14 protein-coding genes are annotated in these 15,023 nt (G+C 71.0%); 5 read left to right on the top strand and 9 right to left on the bottom strand.

Going from position 1 to position 15,023, the window contains the following annotated elements; translation table 11 throughout:
* Window positions 1–231: 231 nt before the first annotated feature.
* Window positions 232–2,340: a hypothetical protein gene (locus tag ACYVAG_RS03120; RefSeq protein ID WP_460766348.1), complete on the bottom strand. Its 2,109-nt coding sequence runs from the start codon at window positions 2,338–2,340 to the stop codon at window positions 232–234.
* Between the two features lie 123 nt (window positions 2,341–2,463).
* Here ACYVAG_RS03120 and ACYVAG_RS03125 point away from each other — a divergent pair, with 123 nt between their 5' ends.
* The 4 genes from ACYVAG_RS03125 (at window position 2,464) to ACYVAG_RS03140 (ending at window position 5,946) form a co-directional block, all read left to right on the top strand.
* Window positions 2,464–3,423, top strand: a complete 960-nt coding sequence (locus ACYVAG_RS03125) for a lactonase family protein (RefSeq protein ID WP_460766351.1) — start codon at window positions 2,464–2,466, stop codon at window positions 3,421–3,423.
* Between the two features lie 87 nt (window positions 3,424–3,510).
* Window positions 3,511–4,440 carry a cysteine synthase A gene (gene cysK / locus ACYVAG_RS03130; RefSeq protein ID WP_460766354.1) on the top strand — a complete coding sequence of 310 codons (930 nt, stop codon included), beginning with the start codon at window positions 3,511–3,513 and terminating at the stop codon, window positions 4,438–4,440.
* 2 nt (window positions 4,441–4,442) lie between these two features.
* Window positions 4,443–5,048 (top strand): serine O-acetyltransferase EpsC, encoded by a 606-nt coding sequence (gene epsC, locus ACYVAG_RS03135; RefSeq protein WP_460766357.1) that lies wholly within the window; start codon window positions 4,443–4,445, stop codon window positions 5,046–5,048.
* A 106-nt stretch (window positions 5,049–5,154) separates the two neighbouring features.
* Window positions 5,155–5,946, top strand: coding sequence for an Fpg/Nei family DNA glycosylase (locus tag ACYVAG_RS03140; protein ID WP_460766361.1), 792 nt, complete (start codon window positions 5,155–5,157; stop codon window positions 5,944–5,946).
* A gap of 98 nt (window positions 5,947–6,044) precedes the next feature.
* Here ACYVAG_RS03140 and ACYVAG_RS03145 read toward each other — a convergent pair whose 3' ends face one another.
* On the bottom strand, window positions 6,045–6,350 hold the full coding sequence (locus ACYVAG_RS03145; protein ID WP_460766364.1) for a chorismate mutase: 306 nt from the start codon (window positions 6,348–6,350) through the stop codon (window positions 6,045–6,047).
* 179 nt (window positions 6,351–6,529) lie between these two features.
* On the opposite strand from ACYVAG_RS03145, the gene ACYVAG_RS03150 reads away from it, so the two are divergent.
* Entirely contained in the window at window positions 6,530–7,738 is a 1,209-nt protein-coding gene (locus ACYVAG_RS03150; RefSeq protein ID WP_460766367.1) for a saccharopine dehydrogenase family protein, read from the top strand.
* Window positions 7,739–7,741: 3 nt separating this feature from the next.
* On the opposite strand, the gene ACYVAG_RS03155 is transcribed toward ACYVAG_RS03150, so the two are convergent.
* From ACYVAG_RS03155 to groL, 7 genes are all read right to left on the bottom strand, one after another.
* On the bottom strand, window positions 7,742–8,236 hold the full coding sequence (locus ACYVAG_RS03155; RefSeq protein ID WP_460766370.1) for an SRPBCC family protein: 495 nt from the start codon (window positions 8,234–8,236) through the stop codon (window positions 7,742–7,744).
* Complete coding sequence (locus tag ACYVAG_RS03160) at window positions 8,163–8,621, bottom strand: Clp protease N-terminal domain-containing protein (protein ID WP_460766373.1); 459 nt, start codon at window positions 8,619–8,621, stop codon at window positions 8,163–8,165. Before ACYVAG_RS03160 ends, ACYVAG_RS03155 begins: the two co-directional genes overlap by 74 nt.
* Window positions 8,618–8,872 carry an RNA polymerase subunit sigma-70 gene (locus ACYVAG_RS03165; protein ID WP_460766376.1) on the bottom strand — a complete coding sequence of 85 codons (255 nt, stop codon included), beginning with the start codon at window positions 8,870–8,872 and terminating at the stop codon, window positions 8,618–8,620. Before ACYVAG_RS03165 ends, ACYVAG_RS03160 begins: the two co-directional genes overlap by 4 nt.
* A gap of 71 nt (window positions 8,873–8,943) precedes the next feature.
* Window positions 8,944–10,047 carry a GuaB3 family IMP dehydrogenase-related protein gene (locus ACYVAG_RS03170; RefSeq protein WP_460766379.1) on the bottom strand — a complete coding sequence of 368 codons (1,104 nt, stop codon included), beginning with the start codon at window positions 10,045–10,047 and terminating at the stop codon, window positions 8,944–8,946.
* A gap of 8 nt (window positions 10,048–10,055) precedes the next feature.
* Entirely contained in the window at window positions 10,056–11,540 is a 1,485-nt protein-coding gene (guaB, locus tag ACYVAG_RS03175; protein ID WP_460766829.1) for an IMP dehydrogenase, read from the bottom strand.
* 90 nt (window positions 11,541–11,630) lie between these two features.
* Window positions 11,631–13,250, bottom strand: a complete 1,620-nt coding sequence (gene mptB, locus ACYVAG_RS03180; RefSeq protein ID WP_460766381.1) for a polyprenol phosphomannose-dependent alpha 1,6 mannosyltransferase MptB — start codon at window positions 13,248–13,250, stop codon at window positions 11,631–11,633.
* A gap of 168 nt (window positions 13,251–13,418) precedes the next feature.
* The gene (gene groL / locus ACYVAG_RS03185; protein ID WP_460766384.1) at window positions 13,419–15,023 is read right to left on the bottom strand and encodes a chaperonin GroEL; all 1,605 of its coding nucleotides are present in this window, start codon (window positions 15,021–15,023) and stop codon (window positions 13,419–13,421) included.

Consider the following 15,023-nt stretch of genomic DNA (forward strand, 5'->3'; position numbering starts at 1 on the left):
CCCCACGTTCTCCGAGCGAGCGCAGCGAGACGAGGAGCCCCACGTTCTCCGAGCGAGCGCCAGCGAGACGAGGAGCACTCCTCGTCTCGGCCGCAAGCGGCCTCGCTCGGAGAGCGTTCCACGCCTCAACCCGGCCCCGCTTCCTTCGGGAGGCGGGGCCGTCGTGCGTCCTCCCGGCCTTGAACCAACCCGGCGGCCATCCGAACGTGGAACGTCTCGAATGACTCACGCTCAGCCCGGACCCCGCCGCCCCGTCGCCAGGTCCATCGACCACCGCTGGTCCCCCGCCGTGACCGTCATCGCCGGCTGCTCCGGGCCGACGGTCGCGTACGGGTTGTCCATCCGCGGAGCCGGGTGCAGGGCGACCTCGCGGCCCGCGACGCGGAAAGGACCCTCGGTGCCGAATTCCAGCTGCCGCTCGGCCGGGGACACGTACGCGACCTCGAACCCGCCCGGCACACCCGGCGCGCGCTCGGGGCGGGGCGTGACGCGAACCGGCGCGGCCCGATGGGCCTCGACGAACGCGTCGAACGAGCCCCAGCGCGCCTTCTGGCCGACCTCCGAGATCCACACGTTGTCGGCTCCGCCGATCGCCACGAGGTCATAGCGCTTCTTCAGCCCCGCCGGGTTCGGTCCCGGGTCACGGAACTCGGCCTCCCGGTGGGACCACAGAGCGACATAGCCGTCGCCCTTGCGGCCGAAGACCCAGTGGCCGACCTGGCGGACCTCGTCGAACTTCTCGGTCGGGAAATAGGCGTGCGTCATGGCCAGGAAGTTCGCCTCGTCACCCTCCCCCGACGCGTACGCCGGGGCGTAGACCGCGATCAGCGCGCCGTTCGACTGGGCCACCCGCGGCATGGTCACGCCGCCGTTCCAATAGAGGTCGCGGTCGTCCCAGCGCCCCTGGTCGGAGTTGCCGGGATGGGTCGTGAAGACCACCGCATCCGAGCCGAGCGTCGCCTGCCACGCGTGGTATTGCCTTCCGAAACACCCCGCGCGGTAGTCCTGCACGCTCGACAGCATGGCGTCGGCGGTGCGGTGGGTGACGGTGTTCGCGCGCGTCAGGAGCCCCTGGTTGATCTGGCAGCCGAGCGCGTACGCGGCGTACTGCGCCGCCATGGGGTTCTGGACATCGCCGCGTTTCAGCAGTGGGCCCAGCGGCGAGAACAGGTCGGTGGTCCACAGCCTGTGCTCGCGGATCGCCTGCAGGGACAGGGGAACGATCGGCCACGCCGTCATCGCGCCGCGGTCCCACCAGAACGCCAGCGCGTTCGGGTCGGTGAACGACGTGCCGGGCGGCGGGGTCGCCTCGCCGAAGGGAGCCGTGAGGTCGAGGTGGACACCCATGCGCTCGCGGTCGGTCATGGTCGCGGGGTCGGTCGCCACCCGCCGGATCGCCTCGGGGAGGCGATAGCGCGTCGATGTCGCGAAGAGCAGCGACGCGAAGTCGGGCGTCGGCGTGTATCCCTCGGGGCTCGTGGCGAACAGGAACTGGATGAGGTTGTGGACGTCCTGGGTCTCGGAGCGGGCCTTGTCCTTCATGTAGGAGCGGCCGTGGGTCGACCCCATGTTCCCCTTGAACTGGTGGAGGGCCAGGTCGAGGAGCATCGAGTCGAGCATTGCCGACGCACGCCCCGACACCTCGTCGTCGCCGTGCTCCGCGAGCAGGACGAGCGCCTCGATGTCGGCGAGGTAATAGACATCCGAGTGCCACTCCGAGAATCCCCAGCGCGCCTTCTCGTCCAACCAGGCAAGGATTCGCTGGCGCCCGCGGTCGGCGTGGACGCGCCCCGGTTCACCCGAGACCGCGAAGCGCGTGTCCGCAAAGTCCTTGCCGGCCAGATATTCCAGCGTGTGCGCGATGATGCGATGGTTCTCCGACCAGAACCACTTGTGATCGACGCCGTCGCGCGGCTGGGGGTCGGTGTACCAGTAGCGATAGCCGAGAATCCTTGCCTGCAACGCGTCGCGGACGGGTGCAGGGAGCTCGTCCCGCGCGTCGTGCCACAGGACCCACAGCCGCATCAGGTCGAAGTCACTGGTGTCGCGGTGCTGCTCGACCTTGGCGAGCACGGGTGCGAGCCCCGCGGTCGTGACCTTCCGCGCGTCCCACGCGAAGCCGGCCTCGCCGCGCGCTCGGCCGGTGGCGGCGATGAGGCTGTCGAGGGAGTTCGGGTCGATGCGCTCGGTGGCGATCTGGAGGTACGCCTTCTGGCGGGCCGCCCAGTCGCCCGCATCGACGAGCCCGTCGGACGGCGGGCGGTCGGGAGCCCGCGTACAGGAGGCGACGAGCAGACAGGCCGCCAGCAGGGCGACCAGCACGGCCCTGATGCGCGTCACAGCACCCCTCACGATGTCGTTCGGCCCTCGGTCGTGTCCCAGTCTTTCAAGGCGCGGCAAATGCTGGCCATGCGCCCCACCCGGTCGCCTCCACCCCGGTCAGACCCGCCTAGGATCGGCGCCATGTGGATCGCCACGCGGACCAGCGCCCCCTCGACCGTCACCGACCCCGACGGCCTGTACGCCGCCGAGGACGGCAGCGCGGTGCTGCTCGCACCCGCTCCGCAGGTGTCCGCGCTGGAGCGGCACCCCCGGCTGCCGGTCATCTATGGCCTCGGCTGTGAGGCCCACGGCGGCCGCCTGCACGCGTGGTCGTTGGACGGTGCCCCACTGACCGACGTGCCCACGGGCGGGATGGAGCCGTGCTCGGTCGCGGTCTCCCCCGACGGGAAGGTGTTGGCGGTCGCGAACTACGGGGGCAGCGTCGCGCGCTTCGACCTCGACGAGCGCGGGGTGCCCAGGAACCCGGAGGTGATGGAGATGACGGGGTCCGGCCCCGACCCCGACCGCCAGCGCGGCAGCCACCCCCACCACGTCGCGTTCGTGCGGCGCGACCTGGTCCTGACCGACCTCGGCGCCGACGCCGTCATCGTCTTCGCCTGGCGCCACGGCCTCACCGAGCAGCGGCGCCTCGCCGTGCCGCCCGGCACCGGGCCCCGCCACCTCGCCCACCTGGGCGCGGGCCGCGTCGCGATCTCCGGCGAGCTCAACTCGACCGTCCTCGTGGGATCACTCGACGACGACGGCGTCTGGGAGATCTGCCCCAGCACCCTGCGGGAGGCCGACGACGGCGTACGCAACTATCCGTCCGACATCGTCGCCGCGGCCGACGGCCGCATGGCCTACGTCGCCAATCGCGGCATCGACACGGTCGCGTCCATCCTGTGTACGCACGCCCCCGAACTGCTGGGCGAGCACGATCCTGGCGGTGACTGGCCGCAGAACCTGTTCATCGACAGCGGCCGCGTACTGGTGGCCTGCCGCGACTCCGACACCATCACCGCCATGCCGCTGCGCGGCGGGGTGGCGCGCGACGGCGCGCCGCTGCTGACGGTGGACGCTCCCTCGTGGATCGAGGGCTGAGCTCAGCTCGCCGGGGTCACTGCCCGAGGAATGAGAAACTTTCTCGGAACTTGAAATAATGGGTGCATAGGTGTTGTTAATAGTGGCATGAGCATCTTTGCGAACATCACCCAGCTGGTGGGCAACACGCCCCTCGTCCGTCTCAACCGCGTCCCGGGCGACGCCCAGGCCGAGGTCGTGGCCAAGCTCGAGTTCTACAACCCGGCCAACTCGGTCAAGGACCGCATCGGCGTCGCGATCGTCGACGCGGCCGAGAAGTCGGGCGAGCTCAAGCCCGGCGGGACCATCGTGGAGGGCACGAGCGGCAACACCGGCATCGCGCTGGCGATGGTCGGCGCGGCGCGCGGCTACACGGTGAAGCTCGCCATGCCGGAGACCATGTCGAACGAGCGCAAGGCGCTTCTGCGCGCCTTCGGCGCCGAGCTCCACCTCACCCCGGGCTCCGAGGGCATGAAGGGAGCCGTCGCCAAGGCCGAGGAGCTCGCCCAGGAGGACAACGCGATCCTGGCCCGCCAGTTCGCCAACGAGGCCAACATCGACATCCACCGCCGCACGACGGCCGAGGAGATCTGGAACGACACCGACGGCAAGGTCGACATCATCGTTGCCGGCATCGGGACGGGCGGCACGATCTCCGGCGTCGGCCAGGTGCTCAAGCAGCGCAACCCCGACATCCATATGGTCGCCGTTGAGCCCAAGGAATCGGCGATCCTGTCCGGCGGCCAGCCCGGGCCCCACAAGATCCAGGGCATCGGGGCCAACTTCATCCCCGACATCCTCGACCGCTCGGTGATCGACGAGGTCCTCCCCGTTGACGCGCCCACCGCCGTCGAGTTCGCCCGCCGCGCCGCCACCGAGGAAGGCATCATGGTCGGCATCTCGTCGGGCGCCGCCCTCGCGGCCGCCGTCGAGGTCGCCCAGCGCCCCGAGAACGCCGGCAAGCGCATCGTTGTGGTGTTCCCCGACTTCGGCGAGCGCTATGTCTCCACCATCCTCTTCGAGGGTCTGGCGGGCTGACCATGAGCCTCGTCGCCCTCGACCGGTTCACCGGACTGCTCCTTCCCGACGCGTTCGCCGAGGTCCGGGCCTGGTTCGCCGAGGACCTGGAGAACGCTCGGCGCAACGACCCCGCGGCGCGGTCGACGACCGAGCTGGTCCTCGCGTACCCCGGCCTGCACGCGGTGTGGATGCACCGCGTCGCGCACGCGCTGTGGAACTCGGGCCACCACCTCGCCGGCCGCGTGCTTTCGCACATCAACCGCGGCGTCACCGGCATCGAGATCCACCCGGGGGCGACGATCGGGCGGCGGTTCTTCATCGACCACGGCATGGGCGTCGTGATCGGCGAGACCGCCGTCATCGGCAACGACTGCATGCTCTACAACGGCGTGAACCTCGGCGGACGGACGCTCGCGAAGGTGAAGCGCCACCCCACGCTCGAGGACGGCGTCGTGGTGGGCGCCGGCGCGCGCATCCTCGGCCCCATCACGGTGGGCCAGGGCGCGCGGATCGGCGCGAACGCGGTCGTCACCCGCGACGTGCCGGCGGCCGCCACCGTGGTCGGCGTCCCGGGCAAGGTGCGCGAGCGGGCGGACGAGCCGCTCGAGCCGGAATGGATCATCTGACGACCGCTCTCCGAGCGAGCGCAGCGAGACGAGGAGCACAGGTCCACGCTCTCCGAGCGAGCGCAGCGAGACGAGAGCACGGGCCCGATCTGCTTGACTGTCGCCCATGCCCGAAGGTGATGCCGTCTTCCGGGCGTGCAGGCGCCTGCACGCCGCGCTGGCCGGGCGTACGCTCACCCGCGCCGAACTGCGGGTGCCGGCGTACGCCACGGCCGACCTTGTGGGTGCCGAAGTCGTGGAGGTGGTGCCTCGCGGCAAGCACCAGCTGATCCGGCTGTCGGACGGGCGCACGCTCCGCACCCACCTGCGGCTGGACGGGTCGTGGCGGACCCTCGACACGGGCCAGCGCTGGCCCGGGCCCGATCACATGATCCGCGTGGTGCTGCAGAACTCGGAGCACACCGCGATCGGGCTGCGCATCCACGACATCGCGATCGTCCCCACCACTCGGGAATCGGAGCTCGTCGGCCATCTCGGGCCCGACCTGTTGGGCCCCGACTGGGACCTCGACGAGGCCCTGCGACGACTCACCGCCCAGCCCGACCGCACCATCGGCGAAGCCCTGCTCGACCAGCGCAACCTCGCCGGCATCGGCACCATCTATCGCGCGGAATCGCTGTTCCTGCAGGGGATCCACCCGCGTACGCCCCTCGGGACGATCGAGCCGGCCAAGCTGCGTCGACTCGTGGTGCGGGCGCAGTTGTTGCTGCGGGCCAACCTCGACCGCTCTGACACCCTCACGACCGGACGCGACCGGCCGGGGCAACGGACCTGGACGTTCGAGCGGGCGGGACGGCCGTGCCTGCGCTGCGGCACCAGGATCGAGCACGAGGAGTTCGGCCCGCAGGGGCAGGAACGGCACAGTTATTGGTGCCCGCACTGCCAGGGGATCCTATAAAGACCGGCTGGTCATGGACGATGTGCAGAGATCGAGGGTTTCGACGACCTCACGGCGGTTTGAGACCCGATCCCTGCAGATCGTCCACAGGCTCACGTTCAGTCGGCTTTCTTCTCCCGCGCGATCCGCTCGTGGTGCCACACGACCTCACTGACGATGAAGTTGAGGAACTTTTCCGCGAACGCCGGGTCGAGGCGGGAGTCGTGCGCCAGGGTCCGCAGCCGTTCGATCTGGCGGGCCTCCCGCGCCGGGTCGGCCGGCGGCAGCCCGTGCTCCGCCTTGAGGTGACCCACGCGCTCGGTGATCTTGAACCGCTCGGCCAGCATGTGGAGCACTGCGGCGTCCAGGTTGTCGATGCTGGCCCGCAGGCGCTCGAGCTCGTCCACCACGGCGTCGTCGGTCATGGGCGCCACTCTACGGGCGCGGGCCAGAACATCGGCCTGACGATCACCGTGTGACTACCCCCGACGATCGCCATCCCCTCCCGTCGGCGCCGCGGAGCACATGACGATCGCTGGGTGACTACACCCGATGATCCGGACCCCTGGTGTCCACCCCGTCCCCGCCATGATGGGGTGGACCCATGAGCGACACCCGCGACCTCGATCTCGTCGTCTTCGGCTGCACCGGCTTCGTCGGCCGCCTCACCGCCGCCCACCTCGCCCGGCATGCGCCCGACCTCCGCATCGGCCTCGCCGGCCGCTCCCGCGCCAAGGTCGAGGCCGTCCGCGCCGACCTCCCCGGCGCCGGCGACTGGCCCGTCCTCGAGGCCGACAGCGACGACCCCGCCTCCCTCGACGCCCTCGCCAACAGCGCCCGCGTCGTCATCACGACCGTCGGGCCCTACGCCGCCCACGGACTCCCGCTTGTCGCCGCCTGTGCGAAGGCCGGCACCGACTACGTCGACCTCACCGGCGAAGTGCTGTTCGTCCGCGACTCCATCGAGCTGTTCCAGCGGCCTGCGGCCAACTCCCACGCCCGCATCGTCCACTCCTGCGGCTTCGACTCCGTCCCGTCCGACCTCGCCGTGCTCCACGCCGCCGACGCCGCGCGCGAGGCCGGCGCCGGCCAGCTCACCGACACCACGCTCCACGTGCGCCGCCTCCGCGGCGGCATGTCGGGCGGCACGATCGCCTCGCTCAAGACCCAGGTCGACGGCGCCCGCGCCTCGGCCGAGAGCGCCCGTGCGACCGGCGACCCCTACGCCCTCTCCCCCGACCGCGACGCCGCCCCGAGCGCCCGCGAGCCCGAGGTCGTCCTGAGCCGCACCGGCGATCGCTGGAGCGCACCGTTCTTCATGGGCGCCTACAACCGGCAGGTCGTCCACCGCAGCAACGCCCTCAGCGCCCTGGCCTATGGGCCCGCCTTCCGCTATCGCGAGGTGCACGACCTCGGCCGCGGCGCCCGCGGCATGGCCCGCGCCGCCGCGGTGGCGGGCGTCCTCCCGGCCGCCGTGGCCGGCCTCGCCTTCGGCCCCAGCCGCCGCGTGCTCGACCGCGTCCTGCCGAAACCCGGCGACGGGCCGTCCGACAACCAGCGCGCCGCCGGCCTGTTCGAGGTCGAGGTCGTCAGCACCACGACCTCGGGCGCCCGCGTCACCTCCACCGTCGCCGCCGACGTCGACCCCGGCTATGACGGCACGGCGATCATGCTGGGCGAGGCCGCGCGTACGCTGCTCGCCCTGCCGGACGCCCACCGCGGCGGCATCTGGACGCCCGCCACCGCGCTGGGCCATGCGTACGCCGACCGGCTGCGCGCACATGGCTTCCGGTTCGAGACCGAAATCAGCTGACGGTCAGGCCGCGGCCTGCGACAGGCCCAACAGCTGGTGGCGCATGCCGACCAGCGCGAGCCGCGCCACGAGCCACCCGAGCGGGCCGCGCCCGGGGCGCTCCCGGGTCAGGCGTACGCGGGTCCCTGCGCCGTCGGCCTCGACCTCGTACGCGTCCACCATCGTCGTTCCGCCCGCGTCGAGCTTCCAGGCGACCAGCGCACGCCCGGCCCGCAGCGGCGAGAGCACCGTGCAGACCCATCGCCCGCGCATGCGCCGATTGCCGGTGAGCCCGCCGGCCTCGTCGCCGTGCACCACGCCGTCCTCGTCGACCGAGCTGTCGCGCATGCCGCTGTTCCAGCGCACCATCTGGCGCGGCTCCGCCAGCAGCGCATAGACCGCCTCCGGGTCGGCACCGATCCACTGCTCCACCTCGAGCAGTCGGTCACCGATCGCCCGCCGGGTCCCCGCCGGGGCACGCGACGCCAGCACGTCGGGATCGCCCCCACACTCGGTCACGACCCCGGCGTACGCGGTCGTCGCGCAGCAGGTGTTCCAGCAGGTCGCCGTCGCGGTGGCGCGGCAGCGCCTGCTCGGCCCGCGGCGTGAGGCGCAGCCCGGCCACCCGGTCGGCCAGCTCTGACGCCGTCGACGTGGCGTCGGTCGTGTCGGGTGCGGTGATGCCGAGCGCGCCGAGGTCCTCGCCCTGCAGTCGTACGCAGGCACCACGGGCCGCGGCCAGCGTCACGCCCTGGGCCGCCAGCCGCCGGGCCGGCTCGCCGCCGGCCGCCAGCAGTCCGAGCAGGAGGTGATCGATGTCGACCTCCGCGTGACGCAGGCGGGCCGCCTCGGTCGCCGCCGCGGCATAGGTGACGAGGAAGTCGTCGAGGGTGGGCCTGGTCATGGTCGCTCCGTTCCGCGGCGTCGCTCGGGAGCGAGGCCGCTCGGCATCCGGTGGTGGTATTTCTTGTGGACCGCCTGACGGGTGACCCCGAGATCGGACCCGATGTCCGACCACGACAGTCCGGAGCGGAGCGCCGCTTCGACCTGTTGCTGCTCCAGCGAATCGGCGAGGCGCCGCAGCGCGCTCACCGCCCGCAGGCCGGCCCGGGGGTCACTCAGGTCCGCCGCGCGATCCAGGGGTGCGCTCTCCATGTGTCAACCATAGTTGCTAAGGAGCGAGTTAGCAACCCCGGTTGACACCCCCGCCACGACCATCCCCGCCGTCAGCTGACCACGACCTCCACCCGCTGGAACTCCTTGACCTCCGTGTAGCCGGTCGTCGCGAGCGTGCGGCGCAGCGCGCCCACGAGGTTCATCGTGCCGTCGGCCACGTGGGAGGGACCGGTGAAGATCTCCTCCAGCGTGCCGATCTGGCCGAAACGCACGCGCTCGCCGCGCGGCAGCTCCGCGTGCCACGCCTCGGCGCCCCAGTGCCAGCCCTGGCCCGGCGCGTCGGTCGCGCGCGCCAGCGGCGAGCCGACCATGACGGCGTCGGCGCCGCAGGCGATCGCCCGGGCGATGTGGCCCGAGCGGCCCACCGCGCCGTCGGCGATCACGTGGACATAGCGGCCGCCCGACTCATCGAGATAGTCACGGCGGGCCTCGGCCACGTCGGCGATCGCCGTCGCCATCGGCACCGAGATGCCGAGCACGTCGCGCGTGGTGTGGGCCGCACCCCCGCCGAACCCCACGAGCACGCCCGCGGCGCCGGCGCGCATCAGGTGGAGCCCCGCCTGATAGGTCGCGCAGCCGCCCACGATCACCGGCACGTCGAGCGTGTGGATGAACTGCTTGAGGTTCAGCGGCTCGCGCACCGACGAGACATGCTCCGCCGACACGGTCGTGCCACGGATCACGAAGAAGTCGGGCCCCGCCGCCTCGACCGTCTTCGCGAACTCGGCGGTGTTCTGAGGCGACAGCGCGCCGGCCGCCGGCACGCCCGCGTCGCGGATCTGCTTCATGCGGGCGGTGATCAGCTCGGCCTGGATGGGCTCCGCGTACAGCTTCTGCATCAGGCGCGTCGCCTCGACCTGGTCGTCGACGGCCGCGATCTCGTCGAGCAGCGGGCGCGGGTCGTCATAGCGCGTCCACAGGCCCTCGAGGTTGAGCACGCCGAGGCCGCCCAGGCGGCCGACGGTGATCGCGGTCTCGGGCGACATCACCGAGTCCATCGGCGCCGCCACCATCGGGAACTCGAACTCGACCGCGTCGATCTTCCACTTCAGCGACACCTCCTCCATGCCGCGCGTGCGGCGCGAGGGGACGATCGTGATGTCGTCGAGCGAGAACGCGCGGGGGGCCCGCTTGCTGCGGCCGATGTCGAACATGTGGTCTCTCAATTCTGGCTCGAGTAGTTGGGCGCTTCCACGGTCATCTGGATGTCGTGGGGGTGGGATTCACGCAGGCCGGCCGAGGTGATCCGGACGAACGAGCCGCGCTCCTTCAGCTGGGGAATGGTCGAGGCGCCGGTGTAGAACATCGACTGCCGCAGACCGCCCACGAGCTGGTAGGCCACGGCCGCGAGCGGGCCGCGGTAGGGCACCTGGCCCTCGATGCCCTCGGGCACGAGCTTGTCGTCGGAGGTCACGTCGCCCTGGAAATAGCGGTCCTTCGAATAGGACGCCTTGCGGCCGCGGGCCGCCATCGCGCCCAGCGAGCCCATGCCGCGGTAGGTCTTGAACTGCTTGCCGTTGATGAACGTCAGCTCGCCCGGCGACTCGTCGCAGCCTGCCAGCAGAGAGCCCAGCATGACCGTGTCGGCCCCGGCGACCAGCGCCTTGGCGATGTCGCCCGAATATTGCAGGCCGCCGTCGCCGATCACCGGTACGCCGAACTCGCGGCACGCGCGGCCCGCGTTGTGGATCGCCGTCACCTGGGGTACGCCGACCCCCGCCACCACGCGCGTGGTGCAGATCGAGCCCGGCCCGACGCCGACCTTGACCCCGTCGACGCCGGCCTCGCACAGGGCCTTCGCCCCGGCGTACGTCGCGACGTTGCCGCCGACGATGTCGACGCCCGCGCAGGCCTTCTCGGCCTTGAGGCGGCGCACCATGTCGGTGACGCCCTGGGAGTGGCCGTGGGCGGTGTCGACGACGATGAGGTCGACGCCCTCCTCCACCAGGGCCATCGCGCGCTCCCACGAGTCGCCGAAGAAGCCGATGGCCGCGCCGACGCGCAGGCGGCCGTGCTCGTCCTTCGACGCCAGCGGATATTTGTCGCGCTTGACGTAGTCCTTCAGCGTGATCAGGCCGCGCAGGCGCCCCGCGTCGTCGACCAGCGGGAGCTTCTCGATCTTGTTCTTCGCGAGGAGCTGCATGGCGTCGTCGGCGGAGATGCCGACCTTGCCGGTGACCAGCGGCATCGGCGTCATCACGTCGCGCACCAGGCGCCCGGGGTCGTTCTCGAAGCGCATGTCGCGGTTGGTGACAATGCCCAACAGCTTCATGTCGGAGTCGACGACCGGGACACCCGAGATGCGGAAGTGGCCGCACATCTCGTCGACCTCGCCGATCGTCGCGTCGGGCGTGACGGTGATGGGCTCGTCGATCATGCCGGCCTCGGACCGCTTCACCTGGTCGACCTGCGACGCCTGCTCCTCGATCGACATGTTGCGGTGAAGGATGCCGAGGCCGCCCTCGCGCGCCATCGCGATCGCCATGCGCGACTCGGTGACGGTGTCCATGGCCGACGAGAGCAGGGGGATGCGTACGGAGATGTTGCGCGACACCTTCGAGGCCGTGTCGGCGGCCGACGGGATCACGTCGGACTCGTTCGGTTGCAGCAGCACGTCGTCGAACGTGAGGCCCATGGCCTCGAACATCGGGGGGACGCCAGCGGGGGTCAGGTCGGACACGGCAACCTTTCGTCGGCCCAGGGGGCAGCGAATCGGGTGTACGCGGGCCACGCCCGCTCAGGGAGTCATGTTATCGCGCGCGACCGACGGCTCGTCGCCGTCGCCCTCGATGCCGGACGGGCCGTCGCCGGTGGTCCAGGCGGGCTCGGTGCCGGGCCGGTTGAACATCATGCCGGGCGTGTTGGCCCAGAACAGCCATCCGATCGCGGCGCCCAGCGGATAGCCGGGGACGGGGCGCAGCCCGTAGTACTCCACGCCGGCCTCGACGACGATGAACATGATCATGACCGACGCCAGCCCGCGGAAGACCCGGTCGGAATAGCGCAGCATGCCGAGGTAGAGCCCGCCCCACATGAGATACCAGACGTGGAAGCCGGCGCCGCCCAGCCCGAACGCCGTCAGGGCCCACGCCAGCCAGCGCAGCGGGTGGTCGTCCCAACGACGCTCGGCCCCGCCCCGCCGCCCGGCCGCGTCGAGCGAGTGGTGGCGGACGAGGCGCGGCAGCACGTGGTCACAGAAGAAGTAGCGCCAGGCCAGGACGATGGTGACCAGCACGCTCACCACCGTCGTGACCCGGGTGAGGAACGGCAGCAGGCCATGGTTCCAGCGGGTGATCCACCGGACGGGCGGGCCGATGACCTGTTCGATCATGCTGGCGGGCGACAGCCCCCAGGTCAGCTCGTGGATCTTGGTCGCCGACATCCAGCCATAGCCGAGTCCCGTCGCCGCCGTGATGGCCGCGAACGTGCCGGCGGCGATGGCGACGGCGGCGGAGCAGTACGCGGCCATCAGCCCCACCCGCGGCCCCAGGCGCATGGGCTTCAGTCGCGGGCCGATGGGGATCAGGCCGATGGCGACCGCCGCGAGGATGCCGGGCTGCTTGAACGCCGCACCCGCGCCGACGAGCGCGGCGGCCGGGATCATGCCGACCCGGCCGAAGCGCAGGGTGAGCCACACGGCGAGCGCGACCAGGGCGACCATGGGGACGTCGTTGTGCATGCCGCCGACGAAGTGGAGCAGCAGGAGCGGGTTGAGCACGCCGAACCACGACGCGAGCTGGGGGTCGACCCCGAGCTCGCGGGCGATGCGGGGGACCGTCCAGGCGATGACGGCGACCCCGACGAGGGCGGGGACCCGCATGGCGATGACGGAGATCAGGCCCTGGAAACCGGTGGCCCAGGTGACGAGGTGTTGCACCTCGAGCGCCAGCGGTGGATAGACCGCGGTCGTGCCGCGCCAGATCGGGTGGACGTTGATCGCGAACGGCCCTCCCGCCTGCGCGAGACCCACCTCATAGGGGTTGAGCCCGCGATGCAGGATCCAGCCCTGGTCTGCGTACAGGAACGCGTCGCTGGAGAACACGGGCGGCACCAGGAGGAACGGCACCGACCACAGCGCGAGGATGGCGGCGTGATTGACCACGCCCGCCCGGGCCGGCCGCAGCACGATCCAGGACCGGAACAGCAGGATGAGGCCGACGGCCATCAGGACCCGTCCGACCTGGTAGCGGAGCACGCGTCGCAGCCACCGGACCGGCACGATGAAGTCCAGCGACGCGTTGGGCACGAAGCCCGGGGTCATCACCGCGACGGCGATCGCCAGGATGCCGAGGAAGCCCGTGAGGACGCCGGGCGTACGCCACAGCGTCGGCGCGCTGCCGTCCGCGGTGTGCTTCACGGGATCCTCTCGCTCTGGGCTACCCGGGCATGCTAGCCAAGCGACCGGGGAGAGCGCCCTCCCGAGGGCGCACTGGCGACCAACTGTAGCCAGACCGATACCGGGGTTGGGGAAATGCGCGAGGGCCCCTTCCCGCCAAGCGGAAAGGGGCCCTCGTCGACCGGTGGGTCAGTGCTTGTGACCGGCCTCGTCGTCGTCGTCCTCGGGCTTCTCGACGACCAGGGTCTCGGTCGTGAGCAGGAGGGCGGCGATCGACGCGGCGTTGGCGAGCGCGGAGCGCGTCACCTTCACCGGGTCGATGACGCCGGCCTCGATGAGGTTGACGTATTCGTCGGTCTTCGCGTTGTAGCCGTGACCCGGCTCCATCTCGGCGACCTTCGAGGTGATGACGTAGCCCGGCTGGCCGCCGTTCTCGGCGATCCAGCGCAGCGGCTCGGCGACCGACTTGGCGACGATGCGTACGCCCGCCTTCTCGTCGCCCTCGAGCCCGAGGTCACCCTCGAGCACCGTGGCGGCATGGATGAGGGCGGAGCCGCCGCCGGCGACGATGCCCTCCTCGATGGCCGCACGGGTGGCCGAGACGGCGTCCTCGATGCGGTGCTTCTTCTCCTTGAGCTCCACCTCGGTGGCCGCGCCGACCTTGATGACGCAGACGCCGCCGGCGAGCTTCGCGACGCGCTCCTGGAGCTTCTCGCGATCCCAGTCGGAGTCGGTGCGCTCGATCTCGGCGCGCAGCTGGGCCACGCGGCCCTCGACCTCGCTGGACTCGCCGGCGCCGTCGACGATGGTCGTGTTGTCCTTGTCGATGACCACGCGACGTGCGCGGCCGAGCGACTCGAGACCGACCTGATCGAGCTTGAGGCCGACCTCGGCGGCGACGACCTGGCCACCGGTGAGGATCGCGATGTCCTCGAGCATGGCCTTGCGGCGGTCACCGAACGCCGGCGCCTTGACGGCGACGGAGGTGAACGTGCCGCGGATCTTGTTCACGACCAGGGTCGACAGGGCCTCGCCCTCGACGTCCTCGGCCACGATGAACAGGGTGCCGTTGGCCCCGATGACCTTCTCCAGCAGGGGCAGGAGCTCGTTCATCGACGAGATCTTGCCGCTGTGGATCAGGATGTAGGGGTTGTCGAGCACGGCCTCCATGCGCTCGGTGTCGGTCACCATGTAGGGCGACAGGTAGCCCTTGTCGAACTGCATGCCCTCGGTGAACTCGAGCTCGGTGCCGAAGGTCTGCGACTCGTCGACGGTGATGACGCCGTCCTTGCCGACCTTGTCGAACGCGTCGGCGATCAGGGTGCCGATCTCCTCGTCACGCGACGAGATGGTGGCGACCTTGGCCATGTCCTCGGTCGACTCGACGTCGCGGGCGTTGACGTGCAGGCGCTCCACGACGGCCTTGACGGCCGCCTCGATGCCGCGCTTGAGGCCGACGGGGTTGGCCCCCGACGCCACGGCGCGGAGGCCCTCGTGGACCAGGGCCTGGGCCAGCACCGTGGCCGTCGTCGTGCCGTCACCGGCGACGTCGTTGGTCTTGGTGGCGACTTCCTTGGCGAGCTGGGCGCCGAGGTTCTCATAGGGGTCGTCGAGCTCGACCTCACGGGCGACGGTGACACCGTCGTTCGTGATGGTCGGCGCGCCCCACTTCTTGTCGAGGACGACGTAGCGGCCCTTGGGGCCGAGCGTCACCTTGACGGTGTTGGCGAGGATGTCGACGCCACGCTCGAGTGAGCGACGCGCCTCCTCGTCGAACTGAAGGATCTTGGGCAT

This window comes from Mariniluteicoccus flavus (genome assembly GCF_054776655.1).

What these genes read in the sequence shown, in the direction of transcription:
- ACYVAG_RS03125 (WP_460766351.1), top strand. Translation starts at nt 2,464, where the DNA reads ATGTGGATCGCCACGCGGACCAGCGCCCCCTCGACCGTCACCGACCCC.
- cysK (WP_460766354.1), top strand. Translation starts at nt 3,511, where the DNA reads ATGAGCATCTTTGCGAACATCACCCAGCTGGTGGGCAACACGCCCCTC.
- epsC (WP_460766357.1), top strand. Translation starts at nt 4,443, where the DNA reads ATGAGCCTCGTCGCCCTCGACCGGTTCACCGGACTGCTCCTTCCCGAC.
- ACYVAG_RS03140 (WP_460766361.1), top strand. Translation starts at nt 5,155, where the DNA reads ATGCCCGAAGGTGATGCCGTCTTCCGGGCGTGCAGGCGCCTGCACGCC.
- ACYVAG_RS03145 (WP_460766364.1), bottom strand. Translation starts at nt 6,350, where the DNA reads ATGACCGACGACGCCGTGGTGGACGAGCTCGAGCGCCTGCGGGCCAGC.
- ACYVAG_RS03150 (WP_460766367.1), top strand. Translation starts at nt 6,530, where the DNA reads ATGAGCGACACCCGCGACCTCGATCTCGTCGTCTTCGGCTGCACCGGC.
- ACYVAG_RS03160 (WP_460766373.1), bottom strand. Translation starts at nt 8,621, where the DNA reads ATGACCAGGCCCACCCTCGACGACTTCCTCGTCACCTATGCCGCGGCG.
- ACYVAG_RS03165 (WP_460766376.1), bottom strand. Translation starts at nt 8,872, where the DNA reads ATGGAGAGCGCACCCCTGGATCGCGCGGCGGACCTGAGTGACCCCCGG.
- ACYVAG_RS03170 (WP_460766379.1), bottom strand. Translation starts at nt 10,047, where the DNA reads ATGTTCGACATCGGCCGCAGCAAGCGGGCCCCCCGCGCGTTCTCGCTC.
- guaB (WP_460766829.1), bottom strand. Translation starts at nt 11,540, where the DNA reads ATGTTCGAGGCCATGGGCCTCACGTTCGACGACGTGCTGCTGCAACCG.
- groL (WP_460766384.1), bottom strand. Translation starts at nt 15,023, where the DNA reads ATGCCCAAGATCCTTCAGTTCGACGAGGAGGCGCGTCGCTCACTCGAG.